At 61.0% G+C, this 17,984-nt stretch carries 11 protein-coding genes and 1 pseudogene; 3 read left to right on the top strand and 9 right to left on the bottom strand.

Going from position 1 to position 17,984, the window contains the following annotated elements:
- Positions 1–424: 424 nt before the first annotated feature.
- Both CAG00_RS06710 and CAG00_RS06705 read right to left on the bottom strand, forming a co-directional pair.
- Entirely contained in the window at positions 425–886 is a 462-nt protein-coding gene (locus tag CAG00_RS06710; RefSeq protein ID WP_085663883.1) for a type II toxin-antitoxin system YhaV family toxin, read from the bottom strand.
- The gene (locus CAG00_RS06705; protein ID WP_085663882.1) at positions 886–1,203 is read right to left on the bottom strand and encodes a type II toxin-antitoxin system PrlF family antitoxin; all 318 of its coding nucleotides are present in this window, start codon (positions 1,201–1,203) and stop codon (positions 886–888) included. The genes CAG00_RS06710 and CAG00_RS06705 overlap by 1 nt, the downstream gene beginning before the upstream one ends.
- A 241-nt stretch (positions 1,204–1,444) precedes the next feature.
- Here CAG00_RS06705 and CAG00_RS06700 point away from each other — a divergent pair.
- A pseudogene (locus CAG00_RS06700) lies at positions 1,445–1,618 on the top strand (DUF2274 domain-containing protein); the annotation flags it as partial.
- A 79-nt stretch (positions 1,619–1,697) separates the two neighbouring features.
- On the opposite strand, the gene CAG00_RS06695 reads toward CAG00_RS06700, so the two are convergent.
- The 7 genes from CAG00_RS06695 to prpR form a co-directional block, all read right to left on the bottom strand.
- A complete protein-coding gene (locus tag CAG00_RS06695) occupies positions 1,698–3,431 on the bottom strand; it encodes a UvrD-helicase domain-containing protein (protein ID WP_085663880.1) in 1,734 nt (577 codons plus the stop codon).
- The gene (locus tag CAG00_RS06690) at positions 3,428–5,512 is read right to left on the bottom strand and encodes an ATP-dependent endonuclease (RefSeq protein ID WP_085663879.1); all 2,085 of its coding nucleotides are present in this window, start codon (positions 5,510–5,512) and stop codon (positions 3,428–3,430) included. Before CAG00_RS06690 ends, CAG00_RS06695 begins: the two co-directional genes overlap by 4 nt.
- A gap of 78 nt (positions 5,513–5,590) precedes the next feature.
- The gene (locus CAG00_RS06685) at positions 5,591–6,865 is read right to left on the bottom strand and encodes a TIGR02679 family protein (RefSeq protein WP_085663878.1); all 1,275 of its coding nucleotides are present in this window, start codon (positions 6,863–6,865) and stop codon (positions 5,591–5,593) included.
- A complete protein-coding gene (locus tag CAG00_RS06680) occupies positions 6,862–11,007 on the bottom strand; it encodes a TIGR02680 family protein (RefSeq protein ID WP_085663877.1) in 4,146 nt (1,381 codons plus the stop codon). The genes CAG00_RS06685 and CAG00_RS06680 overlap by 4 nt, the downstream gene beginning before the upstream one ends.
- A complete protein-coding gene (locus CAG00_RS06675) occupies positions 11,004–12,272 on the bottom strand; it encodes a TIGR02678 family protein (RefSeq protein WP_085663876.1) in 1,269 nt (422 codons plus the stop codon). Before CAG00_RS06675 ends, CAG00_RS06680 begins: the two co-directional genes overlap by 4 nt.
- Complete coding sequence (locus CAG00_RS06670) at positions 12,269–13,816, bottom strand: TIGR02677 family protein (protein WP_218191635.1); 1,548 nt, start codon at positions 13,814–13,816, stop codon at positions 12,269–12,271. Before CAG00_RS06670 ends, CAG00_RS06675 begins: the two co-directional genes overlap by 4 nt.
- Positions 13,817–14,387: 571 nt before the next feature.
- Positions 14,388–16,334 carry a propionate catabolism operon regulatory protein PrpR gene (gene prpR, locus CAG00_RS06665; RefSeq protein WP_085663874.1) on the bottom strand — a complete coding sequence of 649 codons (1,947 nt, stop codon included), beginning with the start codon at positions 16,332–16,334 and terminating at the stop codon, positions 14,388–14,390.
- 199 nt (positions 16,335–16,533) lie between these two features.
- On the opposite strand from prpR, the gene CAG00_RS06660 reads away from it, so the two are divergent.
- Positions 16,534–17,592, top strand: coding sequence for a phosphotransferase family protein (locus CAG00_RS06660; protein WP_085663873.1), 1,059 nt, complete (start codon positions 16,534–16,536; stop codon positions 17,590–17,592).
- The gene (locus CAG00_RS06655; protein ID WP_085663872.1) at positions 17,589–17,945 is read left to right on the top strand and encodes a DUF6285 domain-containing protein; all 357 of its coding nucleotides are present in this window, start codon (positions 17,589–17,591) and stop codon (positions 17,943–17,945) included. Before CAG00_RS06660 ends, CAG00_RS06655 begins: the two co-directional genes overlap by 4 nt.
- Positions 17,946–17,984 lie beyond the last annotated feature (39 nt).

Genomic DNA, 17,984 nt, shown 5'->3' with positions numbered 1-17,984 from the left:
CATCGGCCGCTGGGCCGCCTGGCATCGTGTTGATCTGCGACCGATTGTGGGTGACTTTCGTCAGCTTGTATTGGCTGGTGTGGTGCATTAAGCACCGTCGAGGAACGTCTCGGCGTGCCGCTGTTCGTGCGCCAGCACAATGCCCTGATGGCGAATGATGCCGGGCTTTGTGTGGTGCACTATGCACTGTTGATCCATAGCCTGGGCCATTTGCGCGATGAGGTGTTGGGGATCGTGCTCAGAGGCTGTCAGGATCCCCGAAGAACATTTGGACATTCATATAAATCAAATGGTTATGAATGGATAATTGGTTTTGTACCCCCCCAGATGTACCCCTTTTTACAGCAGCTACGAGTGGATTACAGTGAACACACCGGGGGCGTGGCTCGCGCAGAACGTGCAATCCCTCACCCATTTGCGCAACTCATGCTTTGGGCTCGTCCCAGTCGCTACGCGTTGCGGCAGTCAGCGCATCCCAGTCATCAGGAGGGTTGCCGCGGCCCAACATCTTCTCGAATACGGCGTAGGGATCGGATTTGCTGCCTGCGGACCGTAAGGTGTTTTCGTCGTTGACCCATGCATAGACGATGACCTTGGACCTTGAGTCGTAGCGAAAGAACAGCCGAAAGCGCCTGCCGATTTTTGCGCGGCGCCAATGTCTGTAGGCGGTGCCCAGCGTGTTGCCTTGGCGGAACTCATCACGGCCCGGGTCGGCAGGCACAGCCTCCATGATTAGATGGCTCAATGCCCGAAGCAGCTTGACGTTGGCGTTGCTCTCAAAACCTTGCGGGTCGTTCTGCTCGGCCCGGGCGGCGGCTTCTTGCAATTTGCGTAGCTGTAACGTCACACCTTCATGGAACAACAGTGTCCAGCCATGTCGCAGCATTAGATCGCGACCTCACCATCGATATCTTCGTCGAGGTTTACGTAGAGGTTTGCGTTGGCGAGCATGGTTTGCGCCAGGCCTTCCGGCAGGGTGGTGAGGTTGCGGCCTCCTCGGATATCTGCCTCCAGCAAACCCAGGAACGCACCGATGGCAGGGTCTTCGTGGGTGGTTTCTACGCGGCTGACCACGATTTCACCGCCTCGTACGTCGAATGCAATTTTGCCACCTGTGTCAATGCCCAGTAGCTGGCGAACGGATTTGGGCAGTGTGACCTGCCCCTTTGAGGTCAACGTGGCGATTTCGTGGATGGCAGGCATGAGTGTTCTCCGGATATACAGATTGAATGGTAAGGAATAATCCTTACGCAGTCAATCTTGGTTTCTGCTGATCAGGCACTAATAGGGTTACCGACCAATGCGGCGAGTGTCGACAGCAAGGGTTTCCTGCCCAACCCTTTCGCAGGTGAAAAGCCATTCTTCATAATCACTGCGCAGAATGCCGAGTAGTACCGGGCGTATCTGAGCGAGGGACAGATGGCAATGCTGCGCCGCTGTCGTTTACGCAGCGCTGCATGCAGAGGCCTATGGTGAGAGGGTTGACGCTCTAAGTCTGATTCCACACATGCTGGAGGCGTTCATGGTAGGAGATCGGGAGGGCTGCGGAGTCGCTACGCACAAGACCAGCGCGCAAACAGGAGCTGTTCCGATCAGCCGAGAACCCCACACTGACTGACGATCTTGCTCCTCAGCAGCAGGCCACTCTGAATCGCCCCGCTGGCTAGGCGGAACTGTTGGGGGGCTGTCACACAGCTTCAGGTCGGGATAGCAAGTTCCACTACGTTGTCGCCTCCAAAAAGACGATTCACCGCTGCGAGAGCTGTATCCGGCATGGCCTGTGTGGCCAGCACGGCGAGTCGCGTCATAGGTCGGGAGATGGATACATAAAAGAGATTACGAGCACGATAGAAGCCCTTTGTGTTCTTTGCATTCAGCGCATTTGTCTCAATTAGCTCGAGTAGTTGTGGCCAGTTATAGTGGTTCCAACCGCCTCCCAGCACTACAAGAACGTTCTCAAACTCGGCGCCCTTGACGCTATGTTGCGTGGCAAAGGATGTCTGCTTTTCGATGAACTTGACCACCTCAACGACCTCTCCGTAAGGAATGTCCCGCAGCTTGCTGTACCGCATAAGTGCGGATGCATCCTCAGGTATGGGGTCGCCGTTTAGTGCTATGAGTTCTTCGTCGCGCCGCAATACGCGGTCTGGTGGCGATGGACGTCTTGTCACCTTCAGGTGGTCAATGACCTGTCCGATCGTGCCTTCTGCACGCAGCTTCTGGAGGGCATCCATGTCGCGACGCCAACTGGCTTTGTCTTCATGTTTGGTTATCGCAGGACCGGAGCCGAATGCCCTGAACATATCGCCGTAGCGAGATGCGCCGTAGGCTGCACATATGGGTTCAACGACTTCTGCAAAGAACTTGATCGCCGGGTCTTCCTTTTTTGCGAATAGATCGTTACGGCCGCTGAATACCTCAGCGAGGTTGGGATAGCCCTGTTCAGCGGCTAGGACGTTGTGGGTAAGCATCAGTACCTTCGTCCTGCTCAGGTCCCAGCCCTCGGCTTGCAGCTGTTGCATCAAATCTTCCCGAGTGCATCGGGCCAGATCAGGTGGCAGATCCTCCTTGGCGTGCCGGTCATTTGTCCGTTGACCCTTGTAAGCGTTGGTGTGAAAGAAGCGCGCCTCGCCCTTTGCCTCGGGGTCATGAACGGCTTGGTGTAGTTCAGGTCGCAGCTTGTTCAGCACATCTACGACTGCGGGAACCGACCGGAAGTTGGAGCCTTTGGCAATTTCTTTGATCGGATATTCCGCGAGCTCGTATTCACTTCGATAAATGGTTTGCCAGTGGTCTCCAAATAGACCAACGAGGGGCCCGGTTGCGGGCTTTAAGAAGTGCTCGGTAATCGCCTCCATGAATTGGCGATGGGTATCTTGATACTCGTCGATAAAAATCACTGGAAACTGCTGGGTCAAGATGCGTCGAAATTTTTCCTTCTGCAGAAGCTTGGCCATCATCTCTGGGATGTCGTCGTGACTCAGCGTGACTCTGTCCATGTCGACGCCGAAGAATCCCAGGTCGTAATCCACGGGCTTTGAGCCGATACCTCCGCCTTGTTCGACTTTCTCTTTCCGATCCTCCATTTCCCCCACGAGGTCACGTAGCGCCTTCTGAAACTGGCGTAGGAATGCCCACGAGAAGCCGTGGATGGTATTGACCAGAATGGCGGGATGATCCTCAATCTCTTGGGCAATCTCATTACGGGCAACTTCGGTGTAGGTGATGCAGGCTACCTTTTGCCCCGCTCGAACCAAGGCTGGGCCTCGCTCCGCAATCAATCGCTTCAGCGCGGTGACCAGGGAATACGTCTTGCCTGCGCCGGCACCAGCTTCAAGGCGAAAGCTGTGACCCGTATCAAGGGCCTCATTGATCTTTCTTTGAGCCTCTTGTGCAGCGATGAGTGCGGGATTCTCGTCAGGTTTAGTCATACTGCCTCCTCCTTGGCTGGCGCTTCCACGTTCTGTGCGGGTGGAGGAGGGGGTTCGGAAAGCCATGCCAGGCCTTCCTGGATATAGCGGGGTACCACCCATTCTTTCTCGCGAATGGCGAACCGCAAGGCCGTATCCGCTTTCGCGAGCCCCTGGGCGATCTCCCACGCTTCATTGGCCTCGTCCTGTTCCTTTAACCACTCAAATCGATCCGGGTTTGCTAGAACGAGCGCGTCTTCATAGCTGCGGGCGCATACGTTCGTACCAGGTTTCTCTGCAATCTGATAGGCAATGCGACGGTAGCCGCTTTGCTTCTCCTCGGCAGTCTTGGCAACAAGCTCGGCAGGAGTGATTTGCCAGTCATCCTTTCCCTCGGTATCTTCGGGGCGAAACCATTCCTTGATAGCCGCGTTCGACGTCCGCTCGCCTTCAGCCACAGGGCACTTGTCCCAAGTCGTAATCGTCTTTCCTTTCTTGTTCTGCTTTTCCACCGGTTTGGTTGAATCCAGATCGGTGACGACCAAGGTCTTGAGTTCGAGAAAGTCGAGGAGTGGATAGAAGATGTGCGCATAAGCTCCGCCGACCTCGACGCAGGTTACGTACTGTCTGGCCAGCTTGTGCTTGTCGTCGAGCGACCTATCAACCAATTCGCACAGCCGAGGCATCAGCAGCCGCTCCGTCGTCCCTTCGACCATAATGGCCTTGTCCGCAAAGTACAGATCGCACTTGGTCAACGTCATGTACTGGTGCAGGAAGTTCTGGTCGTCGGGAGAGATACTGCTCATGCCCTTCTTGAAATCTTTAACCTTGGTCTGACGAGCATTTGTCTGGCCCGGCGACTCATTTAGGAAATACCGTACTGCTTCAAACGATGCGGCATTTGCAACATGCGGAGAATGCGTCGTGATGACGAACTGAACGTTCCACGCAGCCTCTTCGGGGTAGCTCGCCGACAGCTTTCTAATGGCGGCATTCAGTTGGCCGATGAAAACTTCTTGCATCTGCGGATGCAAATGAGCCTCAGGTTCTTCAACGAAGATTAGATGTGTGGCTGGGCGGGTTGCCTTGGCTCGGTAGGCCTTGTGGTAGCTTTCGAGCTGCAACAACATGTAGATCAGATTGCGAGTGCCGAGGCCGTTGTAGCCTTCCGGAAGATGTACCCCGTCTGTGCCGGTGTAGACCACCTTTGTGTGGTCCGACAGCAGGGCCTCAACATTCAATGAGGTCTCGGGCCGAAGCTCGGTATCGTTGAGGCTTGGAAAGCCCAGTACTTCCATGGCCGGCAGCAGCTTCTTCAGCATTTCATCGAAGTTACCTTGAATGCTGCGTTCGATGCCTTCGACTGACGCCTTCAGCTTTGCCGCCAGCTCCTGATCTCCTGCTGCGGCCGTTGGTGCGGAAGCAGTCTTGAATAGCGCGCTGAGCAATTTGCCAATGACATCGGCGTCGCCATGCTTTGCATGGTCGAGAGTTCTTTGTGCGCGAACGAAATTGCACTGCAGTAAAGCCGCTAGTGCGGTCGTACCCTCAAAGTCACGCCGATTGGTATCGTCCGTGGGGTCGATGGCGAACACATGGATGTTGTATGCCTTGGGCAACGTGTCGCGTAATGAGCGGAAGAAGTGTGTTCTTAGCTCGACACCTTCTGGCTCGGCAGGTACATCAAGCAGAGTGTGGAGAGTTGCCAGCGTCGCTTTGTACTCGACGCGCACAATGGCTGTGGTGGAGTCTACGTCCAGGTCAATAACGAAAGGCGCAAGAGGCCCTAAATTCGGGGCGGTGCTGTCGTAGCGGAAGGTTAGAGTAAGAGAGAGCGTCGGGAGTGCTGCGAGTACGTCCTCTGGCTTTGCCGACTTTTCTCTCAGCGTCTTTGCATTGAAGAACCGCTCGCGTTGGGGGGGCGAAAAGTCTTCCAGACGAAATCGCGCTCCGGTCTCCCCGGTGAAGCGATCAAAAATGTCGGTAAACGATGTCTTCCCGCTATTGTTGCGCCCTACGATTACTGTGGAATTTCCTTCCAGCATGATCTCAACATCCTGGAGGAGTCGAAATCCCTCGACCCTAACCTTCTCGATTCGCATGTTTGCTCCCGATTGATTGCCTCTAGTCGTTTCCTGTTTGCCGCCTGGTCTTAGATGCTCTGTTGATGATCGGGCGGATTACTTTTCCCCATGGCTCAGATCGTCTAAGAGAGTGCTGGCAACCGCTTCCTCTGGAATTGCGAGCCCTTGGGTGTCCATGGCGGTGTGCAGCTCTTTGTCCCATAGAGCCTCGACCCCGTTGAGGGCCAAATCGCGCGGTCGCGTCTGCACTACCATCACCGCTTCGAGGTAGTCTCTGCAGCCGAATCGCCAAGGGACTGCCTGCCAAGTACGCATGACGTGATTGCCGATGACGATCCCTGGCCAGTCGTAGTCGCCATGGTAGTGCAGGCGCGCGCCGGCGGCGGCCAACTGGTCGAGTAGAATTCGCTGCGCAGCGGCGGGCATGCCATCGGTGCAGACTAATGGAGCACTATCGGCACCCAGACGGTCGGCGACGATGGCTACTATGTTCGGGTTTTCACATACGTACACATTCCGTCCGTCTACTGCCCAGGAATACGGCTTGCGAACCAATTGCCGCAGTGAGAGGTAGGCGGGCTCGCCAGGCAGCCAGGTGTGGGCTGTGTCTGGCAGCGCAGGCAAGTTAAGAAAGAGAGCAGGGCGGGCCAGCTCGTTGACGAGAACTCCCGCCCTCGACCAGACCTCCCGCACACGCTCTTCGGCTCCACCGCCAGTCTCGGTTGTTGCCTCATCTTCTTGAGAGCCGCCCGTGCGCTCGTGCAGGCGCCAGGCCGACAGTACCAGGGTCGCAACAGGACGGCCGGGATCCAGCGCATGGGCATCGCCCAGCGTTTCGGCGGCAAGTTGCGAGCGAGGCAGTCCTTCCTCGGGCAGACGGCGGAGCACAGTATCAGTCGCTGCCAGTAGCTGATTGGCGCGCACGGGATCGCGCCCAAGACGCTTGAGCAGGGGCATGCAGGTTGCCGCGTTTTGCAGCCAGGCGCAGAGGAGAGGGCTGCCTTCGGCCGACGCCGAGGTCGTGAGGGCCGACCATTGTGCCGCTAGCGTTTTACGCAGGCTGGCTTTCGCAACAATGGGGCCATCCAGTTGCGCCAGCGCATCCTGTAGCGAGTTGGCTAGCCCGGCCTCACGCAGTCGTGCATCGAGCTCGGCAATGTCCAGCGTCATCGAGCAAGCTATTCGTGAGGGGCGACCGGTCAGTTGGCAAAGAGCCGAGTACTCTTCCGCGGCAAGGTTGCTCAAGTGAACCGAGGATAGCGACTGCTCGGCATCGGCGAGCTCAAAACGGCGGCGCAGGCGCTGGCGCAGGGCGGCCAGTGCTGGCCCGCCGAGCAGGCGCTGTAGACGTAGGTCGGGGCTGGTCTTCATGCCAAGGGGAACCTGCGATCAGGATCTTCTTCGAGTCGCTTAGCCCGTCCATCCCAGGTCCAGCGCGAGACGAACACCGCATCGATACCTTCGCGACGCTGCAACTGGCAGATCGACACGCCAGGTAGCTCCGCATAGCAGGCCCACTCCCGCTCGCTGGTGATGACGAAATCCAGGTCGAATTCCCGCACCAGGCCCATGCAGTGGGCGCGGGCGGTATCGTCGATACCGGCGAAGGCTTCGTCGAGCAGCATCAAGCGTGGCGCCAAGGGACTGCCGCCGTGGCCGTAGAAACTGGCGATAGCGGCGAACAATGGGACGGTCAGGCCTAACGCGCGTTCGCCACTGGAGGCCGGTCCAGACAGCTTGCGCCATTGACCATCCTGCTGACGCTGGATGCGGAAACGATGCCAATAGCGATAGTCCAGCGCGTGGGCGAGTTGATCGAGAAGACTTCTACCTGCGCTGTCAGCGTCGGCCAGGGCGCGTTCGGCGGCGATCTGCTGTTGCAGCATGGTACCGACCGCACGCCGGTCTTCGGTCGACCAGAGGTCGGCGCTGGTATTGAGCAGGCTCTTGCGTGCGGCCTCCAGGCCTGCCGGTGCGCCTTCCTCGACTGATAGCGGCTCCCATAGCAGGCGGTAGCGTACGCCAGTGGTGGTTGGGCGCTTGTGCAATTCGTTGTTTATCGCCTCGACGCGGTCGTCGGCAGCTCGCATCAGTCGCTGGAGCTCGGCGGCGATTTCTGCCTGGAGGTGATTTTCCAAAACTTCACGCTCACGAGCCGACAACAGTTCGCTGCGCTGGGCAATATCCTCGGCCAACAGTAGCGCGAGGGTATCGGGGCGCTCGGCACGGTTCTGGTACTGGATTGTGACGGTGATGCCCCAATCGTTGGGTTCTGAGATGGCCTGGTGGTTCAAGGCGCTCAGCCCGCGCTGCAGTTCACTTAGGTCTTCGGCGATCTGTTTCTGTACGCGGGCCCAAGTGGCTTCGTCATCGGCGATGTCAGCCAGCGCCTGTTCGATGCGGCGGGCTAGGTTCAGCGCCGGGTCGATGCTCCAATGCTCAGGCAATTGCAGGTCCGGCAATGCGGCGGCCAGCAGGCCGCTGGCGCTGAAATGGCGAAGGCGTTCGACGGCCATGGCGCGCTCGTTGCTACGCTCGCTCAGAGTCTGCTCAGTGCGTTCGACGTGCGCTGCGATCACGGCCTGCCGTTTTTCCGCTTCGCCCAGCGCCGTGCGGCGTGTTTCGGCGTCCTGCTCGGCCTGGGTACGTCCGGCAAGCGCGGTGGCCAGTTTGGCCAGCAATTCTTCCACTTGCTGGCCGATGGACTGGCGTAGTGTCTCCAAGCGGACCCGGGCCTGTTCAGCCTGCTCGTCGGCGACCATCAGGGTTTCCTCAGCCTGTTCCAGCACCCTGCGCGCTTCGCCTTCGCGCTGTTGCTGCTGACACTGATCGGGCCATGCGCGCTGCCACTCGCGTGCCGCCTGGACCAGGTGCGCCTGGACGGTGGCGAAGTGTTCCAAGGCCTCTTCGGTTGCTGGTAGCAGCTCGAGCTCTGCCGGCAGGCTCAGGTCGGTCGCGTCGTGGTGTAACTGCTCGCGTGCCGATTGCCATGCGTCTTTGGCTTCCTGGCTGCGTGTTTCGGCCAGCACCAACAGCTGCCGGATCCGATCGACATCACGAGCGGCCTGCAGCGCAACAGCAATCGCATCGTGCAGTGGGCGCTCGGAGGGTATGCTTTTCCGTTCCCGTTCGGCTTGGCTGCGCTCGGCGGCCAGGGTTTCGTATTGTCGTTCGAGCTTGGCTTGCGCCATGTCGAGTTCGGCAAGGAGGGTGGCGAGTGCTTCCAGCCGTCGTTGTCGTGCCAGTTCCCGTGCACTGCGGCCGATGTAGCCTGCTTCGGTTTTTTGCCAGGCACCTGCCAGCGGCCCCAGACGATAGCGACCATCAGGCGACAACCAGGCTTCGGCATCGCTCGGCTCCTGCGTGCCGTAAGCCACGCCCTCCAACAGTGCAGTCAGCGTTGCTAGTGCGATCGGGCAGGCCTCGGGCAATGCCGGGATCAGTGCAGCGTTCAGGTTGGCACCATTCACTGGCGCGCGCTGGTGCCAGCTGCTATCGAGCAGCGGCGTACCGTCGCTATCGCTCAATACCCCATTTGGCGACAGCCAGGCGTCAAGTAGGCCGCTGGCTTCCAGGGCGGCTTCCAGCCCGGCCCGTTGCGCGGCATCCAGGCTCGGGTGGAAATCCACCAAGTGCCAGAGCGGCGCGCCGTGCCGTTGCAGACGCACACCACTGGCCCGGGTGAGCGGCTCGGCGGGCAGCGCATCTTCGCCGGCGGCCAGGCGGGTGCGCTCGTCCTCGATATCGGCGCGCTGCTTGTCCAGGCTGGTATGGTAACTGTCCAACTCCGCCTGTTGGGCGGCGTGTCGTTGCAGCGTCGTCTGCCAGGCGTTGTCCAGTGCCACTTGCGCCGGGTTTTCGACTTCCGGAAGGGCCACCCACTCGGCCAGTTGTAGCAAGGGCTGCTCAGCATTGAAGCGCAGTTGGATGAGGCTTGTGCAGTGCTCGGACCAGGCTTCGAGCAACGCGCTGCCTGCCTGTTCTGCTTGCTGGTCGGCCCGCTCGCGTTGCGCCAGTGATATGTCCATTTCACCGCGAATGGTTCGAGCGTGTTCTTGCTTGTCCGCCAGTACCGCTTGGTGTTGGCTAACTTCGGCATGACGCTTACGCAGATGGGCGATGTCCTGGCGCCGACTCCTCACCAGCTCGCGCAGGGCTTCTTCAGCGGCCCTGTACTCGGGCGGATGTGCCGCGAGCGCTTCGGCTTCAAGGCTAAGCAGTGGGTTGATTGCGAGGTCTGCGGTTATAGCGAGTGCTTCGGCCGCGTCCAGCGTACGAGTACGCGACTTGTCCAGCTCATCGCGAGCTTGAATGGCCGCAGCGGTCCGTCGCTGGCTCAGTTCTACTTCGCTATTGAGTTTGCTACGCGCTTCATCGCGCTGTCGGCCTGCCGTGTGAGCTGCATGTTGCCGTTCAGTGGCATTACGCTCTTCCAGGGCAAGACGGTTGGCGTCCTGGTTGGCGGGATCGCTCTGCAGCGTATCTACCAGCTCCCGGGCCGCCGAATACTTCAGCTTCGCGGCTTCGTGCTCCGCAAAAGCCTCACCCTGCGCGTTCTGTGCGCCGGCGAGTTCAGCCTGCGCTTGATTGCGAGCCTCGCTGGCGTTGTCGAAATGGGTTTGAGCCTGGCGTAGTTCTCGTGCCTGGCGCCGCGCCAACATACCGGTATAGATTCGGTAGCGTCGTTCAAACTGGGTGACGGTTTGCTCCAGTAGGCGCGTTTCTTCCAATTGAATGCGGTCTTCCTCCAACTGGTTGAGCGCTTCGGCCACATCGCCCAGCAGCTCGGGTGGTAGCGGTGGCAGCGACTCGCTCAGGGCATTGGATAGGCCGGTTTCGTCGGGTTTCTTCGACAGTTGTGGCTGGCGCAGCTGGATCAGCGTATCCATCAGCGCGTCGTAGCGCCGTGTCCCTAGCTGGAACAGGCGCTCGTCCACGGCACGGCGATACAGCTGATGGTTTTCGAATAGTTGACCGCGTCCGCCAAGTGCATCGCGCAAGCGTTCGCGAGTAAGAACCTGGCGCTCGGCAGTGGTAAGCCAGAGATCTTCGCCGATACGTGGGTCTAGTGTCGTGCCGTCACCTTCCACGATGAAAAACCAGCTGTCCACTTGAGCCCGGCCATCGACTGCCGACAAACCGACCCCCAGGGTCAGGTAGCGGGGGCGGCCATCGCGCTCGCGTCGGCCGAACTCTATCCAGCTGTAGCCGATACGGCGGGGATAGTTGCCGACCAGGAGGTTCCAGGCCATCTTCTTGCCGCTATCACCGTCGGGCTCGACGCGCGACGAGCGCAATTGTGCGTCCAGCAGCAACGGTAAGGTCAGCGACAGCACCTTGGATTTCCCGGTGCCGTTATTGCCGCGCAGAAGTAAATGACCATCGTGGAACCAGAACTCCTCACTGTCGTAGTGGAACAGTTCGACTAGGCCAAGACGTAAGGGCTGCCAGCGTTCGCGCAGAGGTTTGGGCAGTGCGGGGCGGGAGGGGGTGATGAATAGGTCGCTGGTCATGCGTCAGGCTCGGTTAGAAACAGGGTTTCGGCCCCTTGGGCGTTGCGCACCTCGGTCTGTCCGAGGGAGAAGCGGGCAATGGCGGGCAACGGATGTACGCCATGCATATCACGCAGCATTAGGCCCAGACGACATAGGCGAGCGATGGCGATTTCCGCCAGCTCGTGTTCGGCGCCTGGCGAGCGCGCCGATTTGCGCCAGTAGCGACCATATCGCCCAGCGGCCTCGTGCAGGAACAGGGCAATCTCGCTTTCTGTCGCTCGCAATGGGGCACGCTTATCCCGCAGACGCCGGGCCAGGTACTCCGCTACCAGCAGCGTTACATGAGCCTCAGTGCCCTCGGCGGGCATGGCTATATCCGTCAGTTGCCCGCTCTCGTCGATCAGGGCCAGGCCTTCGGCGCGTTGCTCGGCGACCAGTCCGGTGGCTTCACACAAGCGGTTGGCGAGAACACCACGCTGATTGAGGAAATAGCTGCGCGTCTCTTCATCCAGGCTGTCGGTATACAGCACCGGATCGTCGAGCAGGCGTCGCGCCAGGTGGTGGCGTATGGCGTCGCGCCTGCCTTGCTCGCTGTCCGCTGTAAAGCCGGCCACCAGTGCATGCAGCCGCGCCTCGGTATTTCCCGGAGTCTCCTCTGTGCTCCAGGTCGAGGGCCCGCGCACCGCCGCCAGCAGGCCGGCCAGCAAGCGCCGGTGAATGTCGTAGAGCGCGTCGGACTGTGGCCCGCTGCCGTCCTGTACGTAACTCTCTTCCTCGCCAGCGACACGTTCGAGAACGCCATGAGCCAGGAGGGTACGGCACACCATGACCAACTCGCGTCTTTCGGCAGCGCAGTGCAAGGTGAAGGCGAAACCCAGTGTCTGCAATGCCGGGTCGGCGGCTTGTTGTACGATCCGTTCGCCGATCTGTCGCAGGGTGATCTGCGGGTCGGCTCGCTCCAGCACTGCAGCAGCCAGACACAGCAGTACATAGCGACGCCGGTCATAGTCCGGCAGGCCGCGGGTCGGAGCGGACAGGTCGGCCGGGCGCTTGAACAGGCGGGCACCCTCGCGGTCCACATGCAGCGGCCAGCCGGTCTCGCGGGCGAACCACTCGCGCAGGCGCTCGGCTTGGCGACGTACGGCGGGGAAATCCGCGTGCCCTGGCGGCATGAGCGGGCACATCAGCAGGCTACGCAAAGCCCGGCGGAATTCGTCTTGCTGCTGCGCCTTCTGTGTTTCTCCGACATGTCGGGTGCCACGGCGGGACGAGGGTATGCTCATGATCTGTCCTCGGTGAGCCGGATCGTCAGCAGATGATCCCGGCCGGAGAACATCCCGGCTGCCGTGCAGATTTGGGCGCGGCTGTTTTCAGCCAAAGGTTCCAGGCGAATATGCAGCAGACCGTCGCCCGTTTGGCGCTCGACAGGGCTGTTCGGATCCTGTTGTTCAGCCAGTGCCTCGCCAAGCAATCCCAGAAAGAGGCCGAAGGCATGCACATCGAGCTCGCCCAGCTCCGATAAGCGTGTCGGGCGGCCGCTCGCCAATCGCCGGCGCGCGGCCTCGACCTGGCGCGATTCCTCCGCCAATTGCTGAGCCATCAGCGCCCGATCCCGGCTACGATCGCGCACTTTCGCCAGTGCGCCGCGCGGTGCGGCTTCACCATACTCGCGCAAGCGCGGATTGATGATCAGCGGAGGTGCATCCAGCCAAGAGGTGCTCGCTGGCACGTCGTCCGCATCAGCAACCTCTAGTGAGAAGTGGCGCGCTGGGTGCAGCGCGAACGCTGCTTGCGCGAGACGGTGTGCATCGTCGTCGCTGTCGCATGCAGCGAACCACTGTGCCAGCACTCGGAAATCGGCCGATCGGTCGCTGCGCCCGCTGCGTCGCTCATTAATTGCCGCGATGGCGCTAAGCAGTTGCGGAATCGCCGATCGCGCTCGGGCACGCAGTAGTTCTGCTTGAGGCGGTTCGTTGCCGGTGGCCAGAAACCAGCCACGCAATCCTTTCCAACGCTCGCGCCAGATATCCTGGCGACGCTGCGTTTCCTCTGCCTGCTCGCCAGTGTCGTCGGGGGCGGCATCACGCGCTTCACGTGCAGCGACTTGGCGTAAGACATACTCGATGATGGCGGACAGTTCATGCAGCGTGCGGGCGATGGCATCGGAGCGGCGGATCAGATCACCCATAAAGCGCTCGAGATAGTCGATCAGCCGTCGCTTGTAAGCGACCAATGCGGTGGCGTCGGCTTGCTGCAGCTCTAGACTACGTGCCACTCCAGCCATGAACGCCTGGGCGTTTTCAGTAAGACCCTCAAACACTCGCACTAGGTCGCGCAGAATCTCATGTGCCTTGGCGGTATCAAGGTCGTTGCCGGATTGTGCCTCAGCCATCAATCGCTGCAAGGCTCGTAAGCGGCTGTCGATGTCCTCCAGCGCGACTGTCTGCAGTTCTGCACGATGACGTAGGCTCTGCGCGAATGCTATCAGGCCGGCCTCTACCGCCTCGCCGCCGCGCGAGAGCCTATAGAGAAAACGTGCCCGGTAATAATCGTTGAGCGTGGATACACGCGTCATGTCCGGCTGCGATTCGAGATTGCCCCAGGTCGCCAATTGAGCTAATGCAGCGGCAACCTCTTCCTGAGCCGGTGGCGTCCGATGACTCCAGTTTGCTTCAGATAATACTTCGTCGGGCCGTAATTGCAGGCGGTACTGGCGCTTGGCAGCAGCGAACACCTCCATGATGGCACGATAGAGGGCCGCCTTTTCCGCAGTGGCGTGGCGGAACAAATCCGCTGAAGCTTCCGGCCAGGATGAGTTGTGAATCACCAAATTCTACCTCAGTGACCTTCCGTGATCGATGAGACCATTCTTCAGTTCTCTTCGCTATTTGCCAAGCTTTCCCTGCGAGCCAAATACTTAGGAGTTTTTTTGTGTCGGGGGCGCTGAGCATCTTCGGTTGGGGGCATCATTTTCAAACCATCCAAAGCATGCCCTCAAATATGTCCCAAATGTAGCAATTAGCTGGAAGTAAATAGCTATTCGAGGCTAGAAAAACGCAGAAATGATCAGCTAACAAGCATGCGCGAAGCCCCTAAAGACTGTCAGGGTCGCCAAAGAACATTTGGACAGGGCTCTAGAGCGGGATTTCTGGATTACAAAAGCAGAAATGTACCCCCAGAAATACCCTTCGATACCCTCAGTAGGATACGCGATCGAGAATGGCGATTTCGGCTAGCCATCGATGTGGTATACGGTGGGCATCAGTGCATCTCCAAGGTGCAGTGGCTGGAAACTGGGCGGGCCCGCGCCTGTACTGGAGCGCTCCTGACTAACATCTTCCGTCGACGTGGAACGATACTCAATCGGTAATTGGCCGTTGGGTGGCCAAGTACCTGATTCACCGCACTGACCTGAGCCTTCGCCATAACGTGGTCCGACTGATTCCCAAAACCCGCGCCGCTTCGTCGAGATTGCCCTGGCAGTTGTCCAGGGTTTCCTGCACATGCCGCAGTTGGGCGGCCTTGCCGATGCTGTGCAGGTCCGACTCCCGGGAGGGCCTGGCACGGCTGGTTGGCGCGACACTTTCGCACAGCTCGGGCAGCACCCGCGCCAGATACTGTTCGTTCACGCCATGCTCCCCCAGCAGCTCGCAGGCCGAGAGCATCGCCCGCTCGATCACGTTCTCCAGCTCACGCACATTGCCTGGCCATCCATAACGTGCCAGGTAAGGCAGCAGGGCGCCTGGCACCTCCGCCGCGCCAGGCGGCTGACCCTGGACCAGCAGGCGCTGGCTAATGCCTCGACAGATCAGGGCGATATCCTCGGGGCGCTCGCGCAAGGGCGTGGTCTGTAGGCGCAGGATGTTGAGCCGGTAATACAGGTCGGTACGAAAATCGCCATCTTGTATCGCAGCACTCAGGTCCTGATGGGTGGCGGCGATGATGCGCACATCGATCGCGATCGGCTCGGTGCCGCCCAAACGCAGCACCTCGCGCTCCTGCAGTACCCGCAACAAGCGCGTCTGCAGTGACACGGGCATGTCGCCTATTTCGTCGAGGAACAGCGTGCCACGGTGAGCCACTTCGAACAGGCCGGGCTTGCCGCCCTTGCGCGAGCCGCTGAAGGCGCCTTCCTCATAGCCGAACAGTTCGCTTTCCAGCAGCGACTCGGGGAATGCCGCGCAGTTGATGGCTACGAAGGGGCCATGCCCGCGCGGGCTTTCGTTATGGATGCCCTGGGCCAGCAGCTCTTTGCCGGTACCGCTTTCACCGGTGATCAGGATGGTTGACTGGCTGGCGGCGAAACGCCTGGCCAACTGCAGCATTTCACGATTGGCCCGGCTGTTGCCGTCGAGCTGCTCAAGCCGGTAGCGGGCAGTGAAGGCGCCGGGGCGGCGGGTGGAGCGGATGCGTTGATCCGCGCGCTGCACGGCGGTGGTGTCCTGGCAGGTCAGGACGAGGCCGGTGCGCTGGCCGTTCTCCAGGATCGGCAGCAGGTTGCTGACCACGGCATGTGAGCCGAGCCGGATCACCCGGTTTTCTTCGCCGCCCTGTGCAAACGCCTGCTGCAGGTCCAGTTCCGGGCACAGCTGCTGCAGCGGACGGCCCAGCGCGGCGCTGAGTGGCAAGTCCAGCAGGTGGGCCAGGGCCGGGTTGAGCGACTGCACCACGCCCTGGTTGTCGACCGCCGCCACGCCGGTGGGGATGTGTTGCAGCACGGCGTTCAAGTGCCGGCGCTTGGCGATCTCGATGCGTTGGCTGTCGAGAATGCCCAGGGCCTCTTCGAGCGCCTTGCGCACCGTGTCCTCGCTCAGCGACAGCACGCCGTGCAGGCCGGCCTGTTCTGCCAGCTCCACCACCGTCGAGGAACCGATGATGCTGCGACACCCCAGCCGGGCGGCCTGTTCGACTGCTTGGCGCGCTTCTTCCAGGGAGGTGTAGGCGGCCTGGTGAACCTGCACCGTGAACAGCGCGGCCATGGCCTTAAGGCCCTGGTCGATGCGGTTGTAGCTGAGCAAGGCCACTTGCGAGGCATGCTCGCGCGCCTGCCCCAGCGCCCGCAGCAGGTCATCGCCACCCACGCGCATCGTCAGTACCGGGCGCGCCAGGTGCTTGCGCAGGTAGGCGGCAGTGGCCCCGGCGCAGATGAATACGTCGGCTTCACCGCGCAACTCCAGTTCGCGGGCGACTTGCAGCGCCTCGGTCACCGAGGTGTCGAGCACTTCGATGTGGGTGTCGGGGTAGTCCGCGGCGAGTGCGGCCACCATTTGCGCGAGGCGGCTGCGTTGCCGGGGGCGCTGCAGGTGGCTGATCAGCACGACGACCTGGGACGTGGGGGAGTGCATGGTGGCGCCTGTTCAGAAATGAAATGTTTCCATCGTGAACTAATTTGTTTCACATATGCAATAAGGCGCCTCGTCAGGCTTTCCCATGAAGCGCTGCAAGCCAGGTGTGACGGGCTCTGCAGGTGTGCCTGGCAAAGTTGGCCCGGGCGTTGCTCTAGCTGACCTGCCCACTTGAAACCGAAGGCAGGACCATTGATTCATGAGCAGTTCCTCTACGACTTGTCCGGCAGGCGACGCGCTCGCGGTCTCGGCCGATGAGCAGCGCCTTGTCGACTTCATCCGCGAGCAGGCAACGGCAACACGCGTTGTCATGCAAACCCGCAAGCGCCTAAGCGGCGGTGCCATCCAGGAAAACTGGCTGCTTGAACTACTGATCGAGGGCGGCCCCTGGGCCGGTGCCCGGCGCTGGGTGTTGCGCAGCGACGCGCTGTCCGCGCTGCCGGCCAGCCTCGACCGCGCCCAGGAGTTCGCCGTGTTGCAGGTGGCCCACCAGGCCGGGGTGAAAGTGCCGCGGCCGCTCTGGCTGTGCCGAGATACCCAGGTCCACGGGCGGGTGTTCTTCCTGATGGAATACGTGCCGGGGGTTGCTGCCGGGCGGTTGCTCAGCGCAGGGGCGGGCGCCCAAGGTCAGGCCCGGCTGGCGGAGCAGCTCGGCGCCAACCTGGCGCGCCTGCATCAGATCCGCCCGCTGAGTGTGGCATTGGACTTTCTGCCCGTGCCGCAGCGTTCGCCGGCCTTGGCCACCGTCGATGCCTACCGTCGTTACCTCGACACCCTCGACGATGCCTACCCGGCGCTGGAGTGGGGCCTGCGCTGGTGCGAGCTGCATGCCCCGCGCGACAGCCGTCTGTGCCTGCTGCACCGCGACTACCGCACCGGCAACTACCTGGCCAGCGAGCAGGGGCTGGAGGCGGTGCTGGACTGGGAGTTCACCGGCTGGGGCGACCCATACGAGGACCTGGGCTGGTTCACCGCCCCCTGCTGGCGTTTCACCCGCCCTGACCTGGAAGCCGGCGGCATCGGCCAACTGGCGGACTTCCTGCGTGGCTACCACCAAGTATCGCCACTGTGGATCGAGCCCGGCCAACTGCGTTACTGGCAGGTCATGGCGACCCTGCGCTGGGCGGTGATCGCCCTGCAGCAGGGGCAGCGCCACCTGTCCGGCGAAGAGCCTTCCCTGGAGCTGGCACTGACTGCGCGCCTGCTGCCCGAGCTTGAACTCGACATCCTGAACATGACCGGAGCCGATGCGCCATGACCCAGCCGCACGCCCATGAACTACTCGAAATCGCCCGCCAGACCTTGCTGGAGCAGGTATTGCCGGCGCTGCCCGGCGAGCTGCGCTACCCGACTTTGATGATCGCCAATGCCATGGCCATCGCCGCTCGGGAGAACCGCCTGGACGCCGTCGTCAGCCTTCAGGAGCAGACGCGCCTGGCCGCGCTGATCGATGCGCCCGCCCTGTCATTGCAGGATGCCCGCGGCCAGCTGGCGCGGGCGATTCGCCAGGGGCGCCATGACGCCCCGCACAGTGCTCGCACCCTGGTCGAGACGCTGCGCCAGGTAACGCTCGACTGGCTGGCGATCAGTAACCCCAAGGCCGTGCGCTGAGCGCGGCGAGCCCTAGTTTCAAGACCGACACGTACGAAG

It is taken from the genome of Pseudomonas sp. B5(2017), from assembly GCF_002112825.1.
In the GTDB taxonomy this organism is placed as follows: domain Bacteria; phylum Pseudomonadota; class Gammaproteobacteria; order Pseudomonadales; family Pseudomonadaceae; genus Aquipseudomonas; species Aquipseudomonas putida_Z.
The sequence above is the reverse complement of the archived record's forward strand: the minus strand, read 5'-3'. Positions and strand labels throughout refer to the sequence as shown.

Bases quoted from the DNA above. Each gene is read 5' to 3' on its own strand.
- CAG00_RS06710 (WP_085663883.1), bottom strand. From the start codon at position 886: ATGCTGCGACATGGCTGGACACTGTTGTTCCATGAAGGTGTGACGTTA.
- CAG00_RS06705 (WP_085663882.1), bottom strand. From the start codon at position 1,203: ATGCCTGCCATCCACGAAATCGCCACGTTGACCTCAAAGGGGCAGGTC.
- CAG00_RS06695 (WP_085663880.1), bottom strand. From the start codon at position 3,431: ATGACTAAACCTGACGAGAATCCCGCACTCATCGCTGCACAAGAGGCT.
- CAG00_RS06690 (WP_085663879.1), bottom strand. From the start codon at position 5,512: ATGCGAATCGAGAAGGTTAGGGTCGAGGGATTTCGACTCCTCCAGGAT.
- CAG00_RS06685 (WP_085663878.1), bottom strand. From the start codon at position 6,865: ATGAAGACCAGCCCCGACCTACGTCTACAGCGCCTGCTCGGCGGGCCA.
- CAG00_RS06680 (WP_085663877.1), bottom strand. From the start codon at position 11,007: ATGACCAGCGACCTATTCATCACCCCCTCCCGCCCCGCACTGCCCAAA.
- CAG00_RS06675 (WP_085663876.1), bottom strand. From the start codon at position 12,272: ATGAGCATACCCTCGTCCCGCCGTGGCACCCGACATGTCGGAGAAACA.
- prpR (WP_085663874.1), bottom strand. From the start codon at position 16,334: ATGCACTCCCCCACGTCCCAGGTCGTCGTGCTGATCAGCCACCTGCAG.
- CAG00_RS06660 (WP_085663873.1), top strand. From the start codon at position 16,534: ATGAGCAGTTCCTCTACGACTTGTCCGGCAGGCGACGCGCTCGCGGTC.
- CAG00_RS06655 (WP_085663872.1), top strand. From the start codon at position 17,589: ATGACCCAGCCGCACGCCCATGAACTACTCGAAATCGCCCGCCAGACC.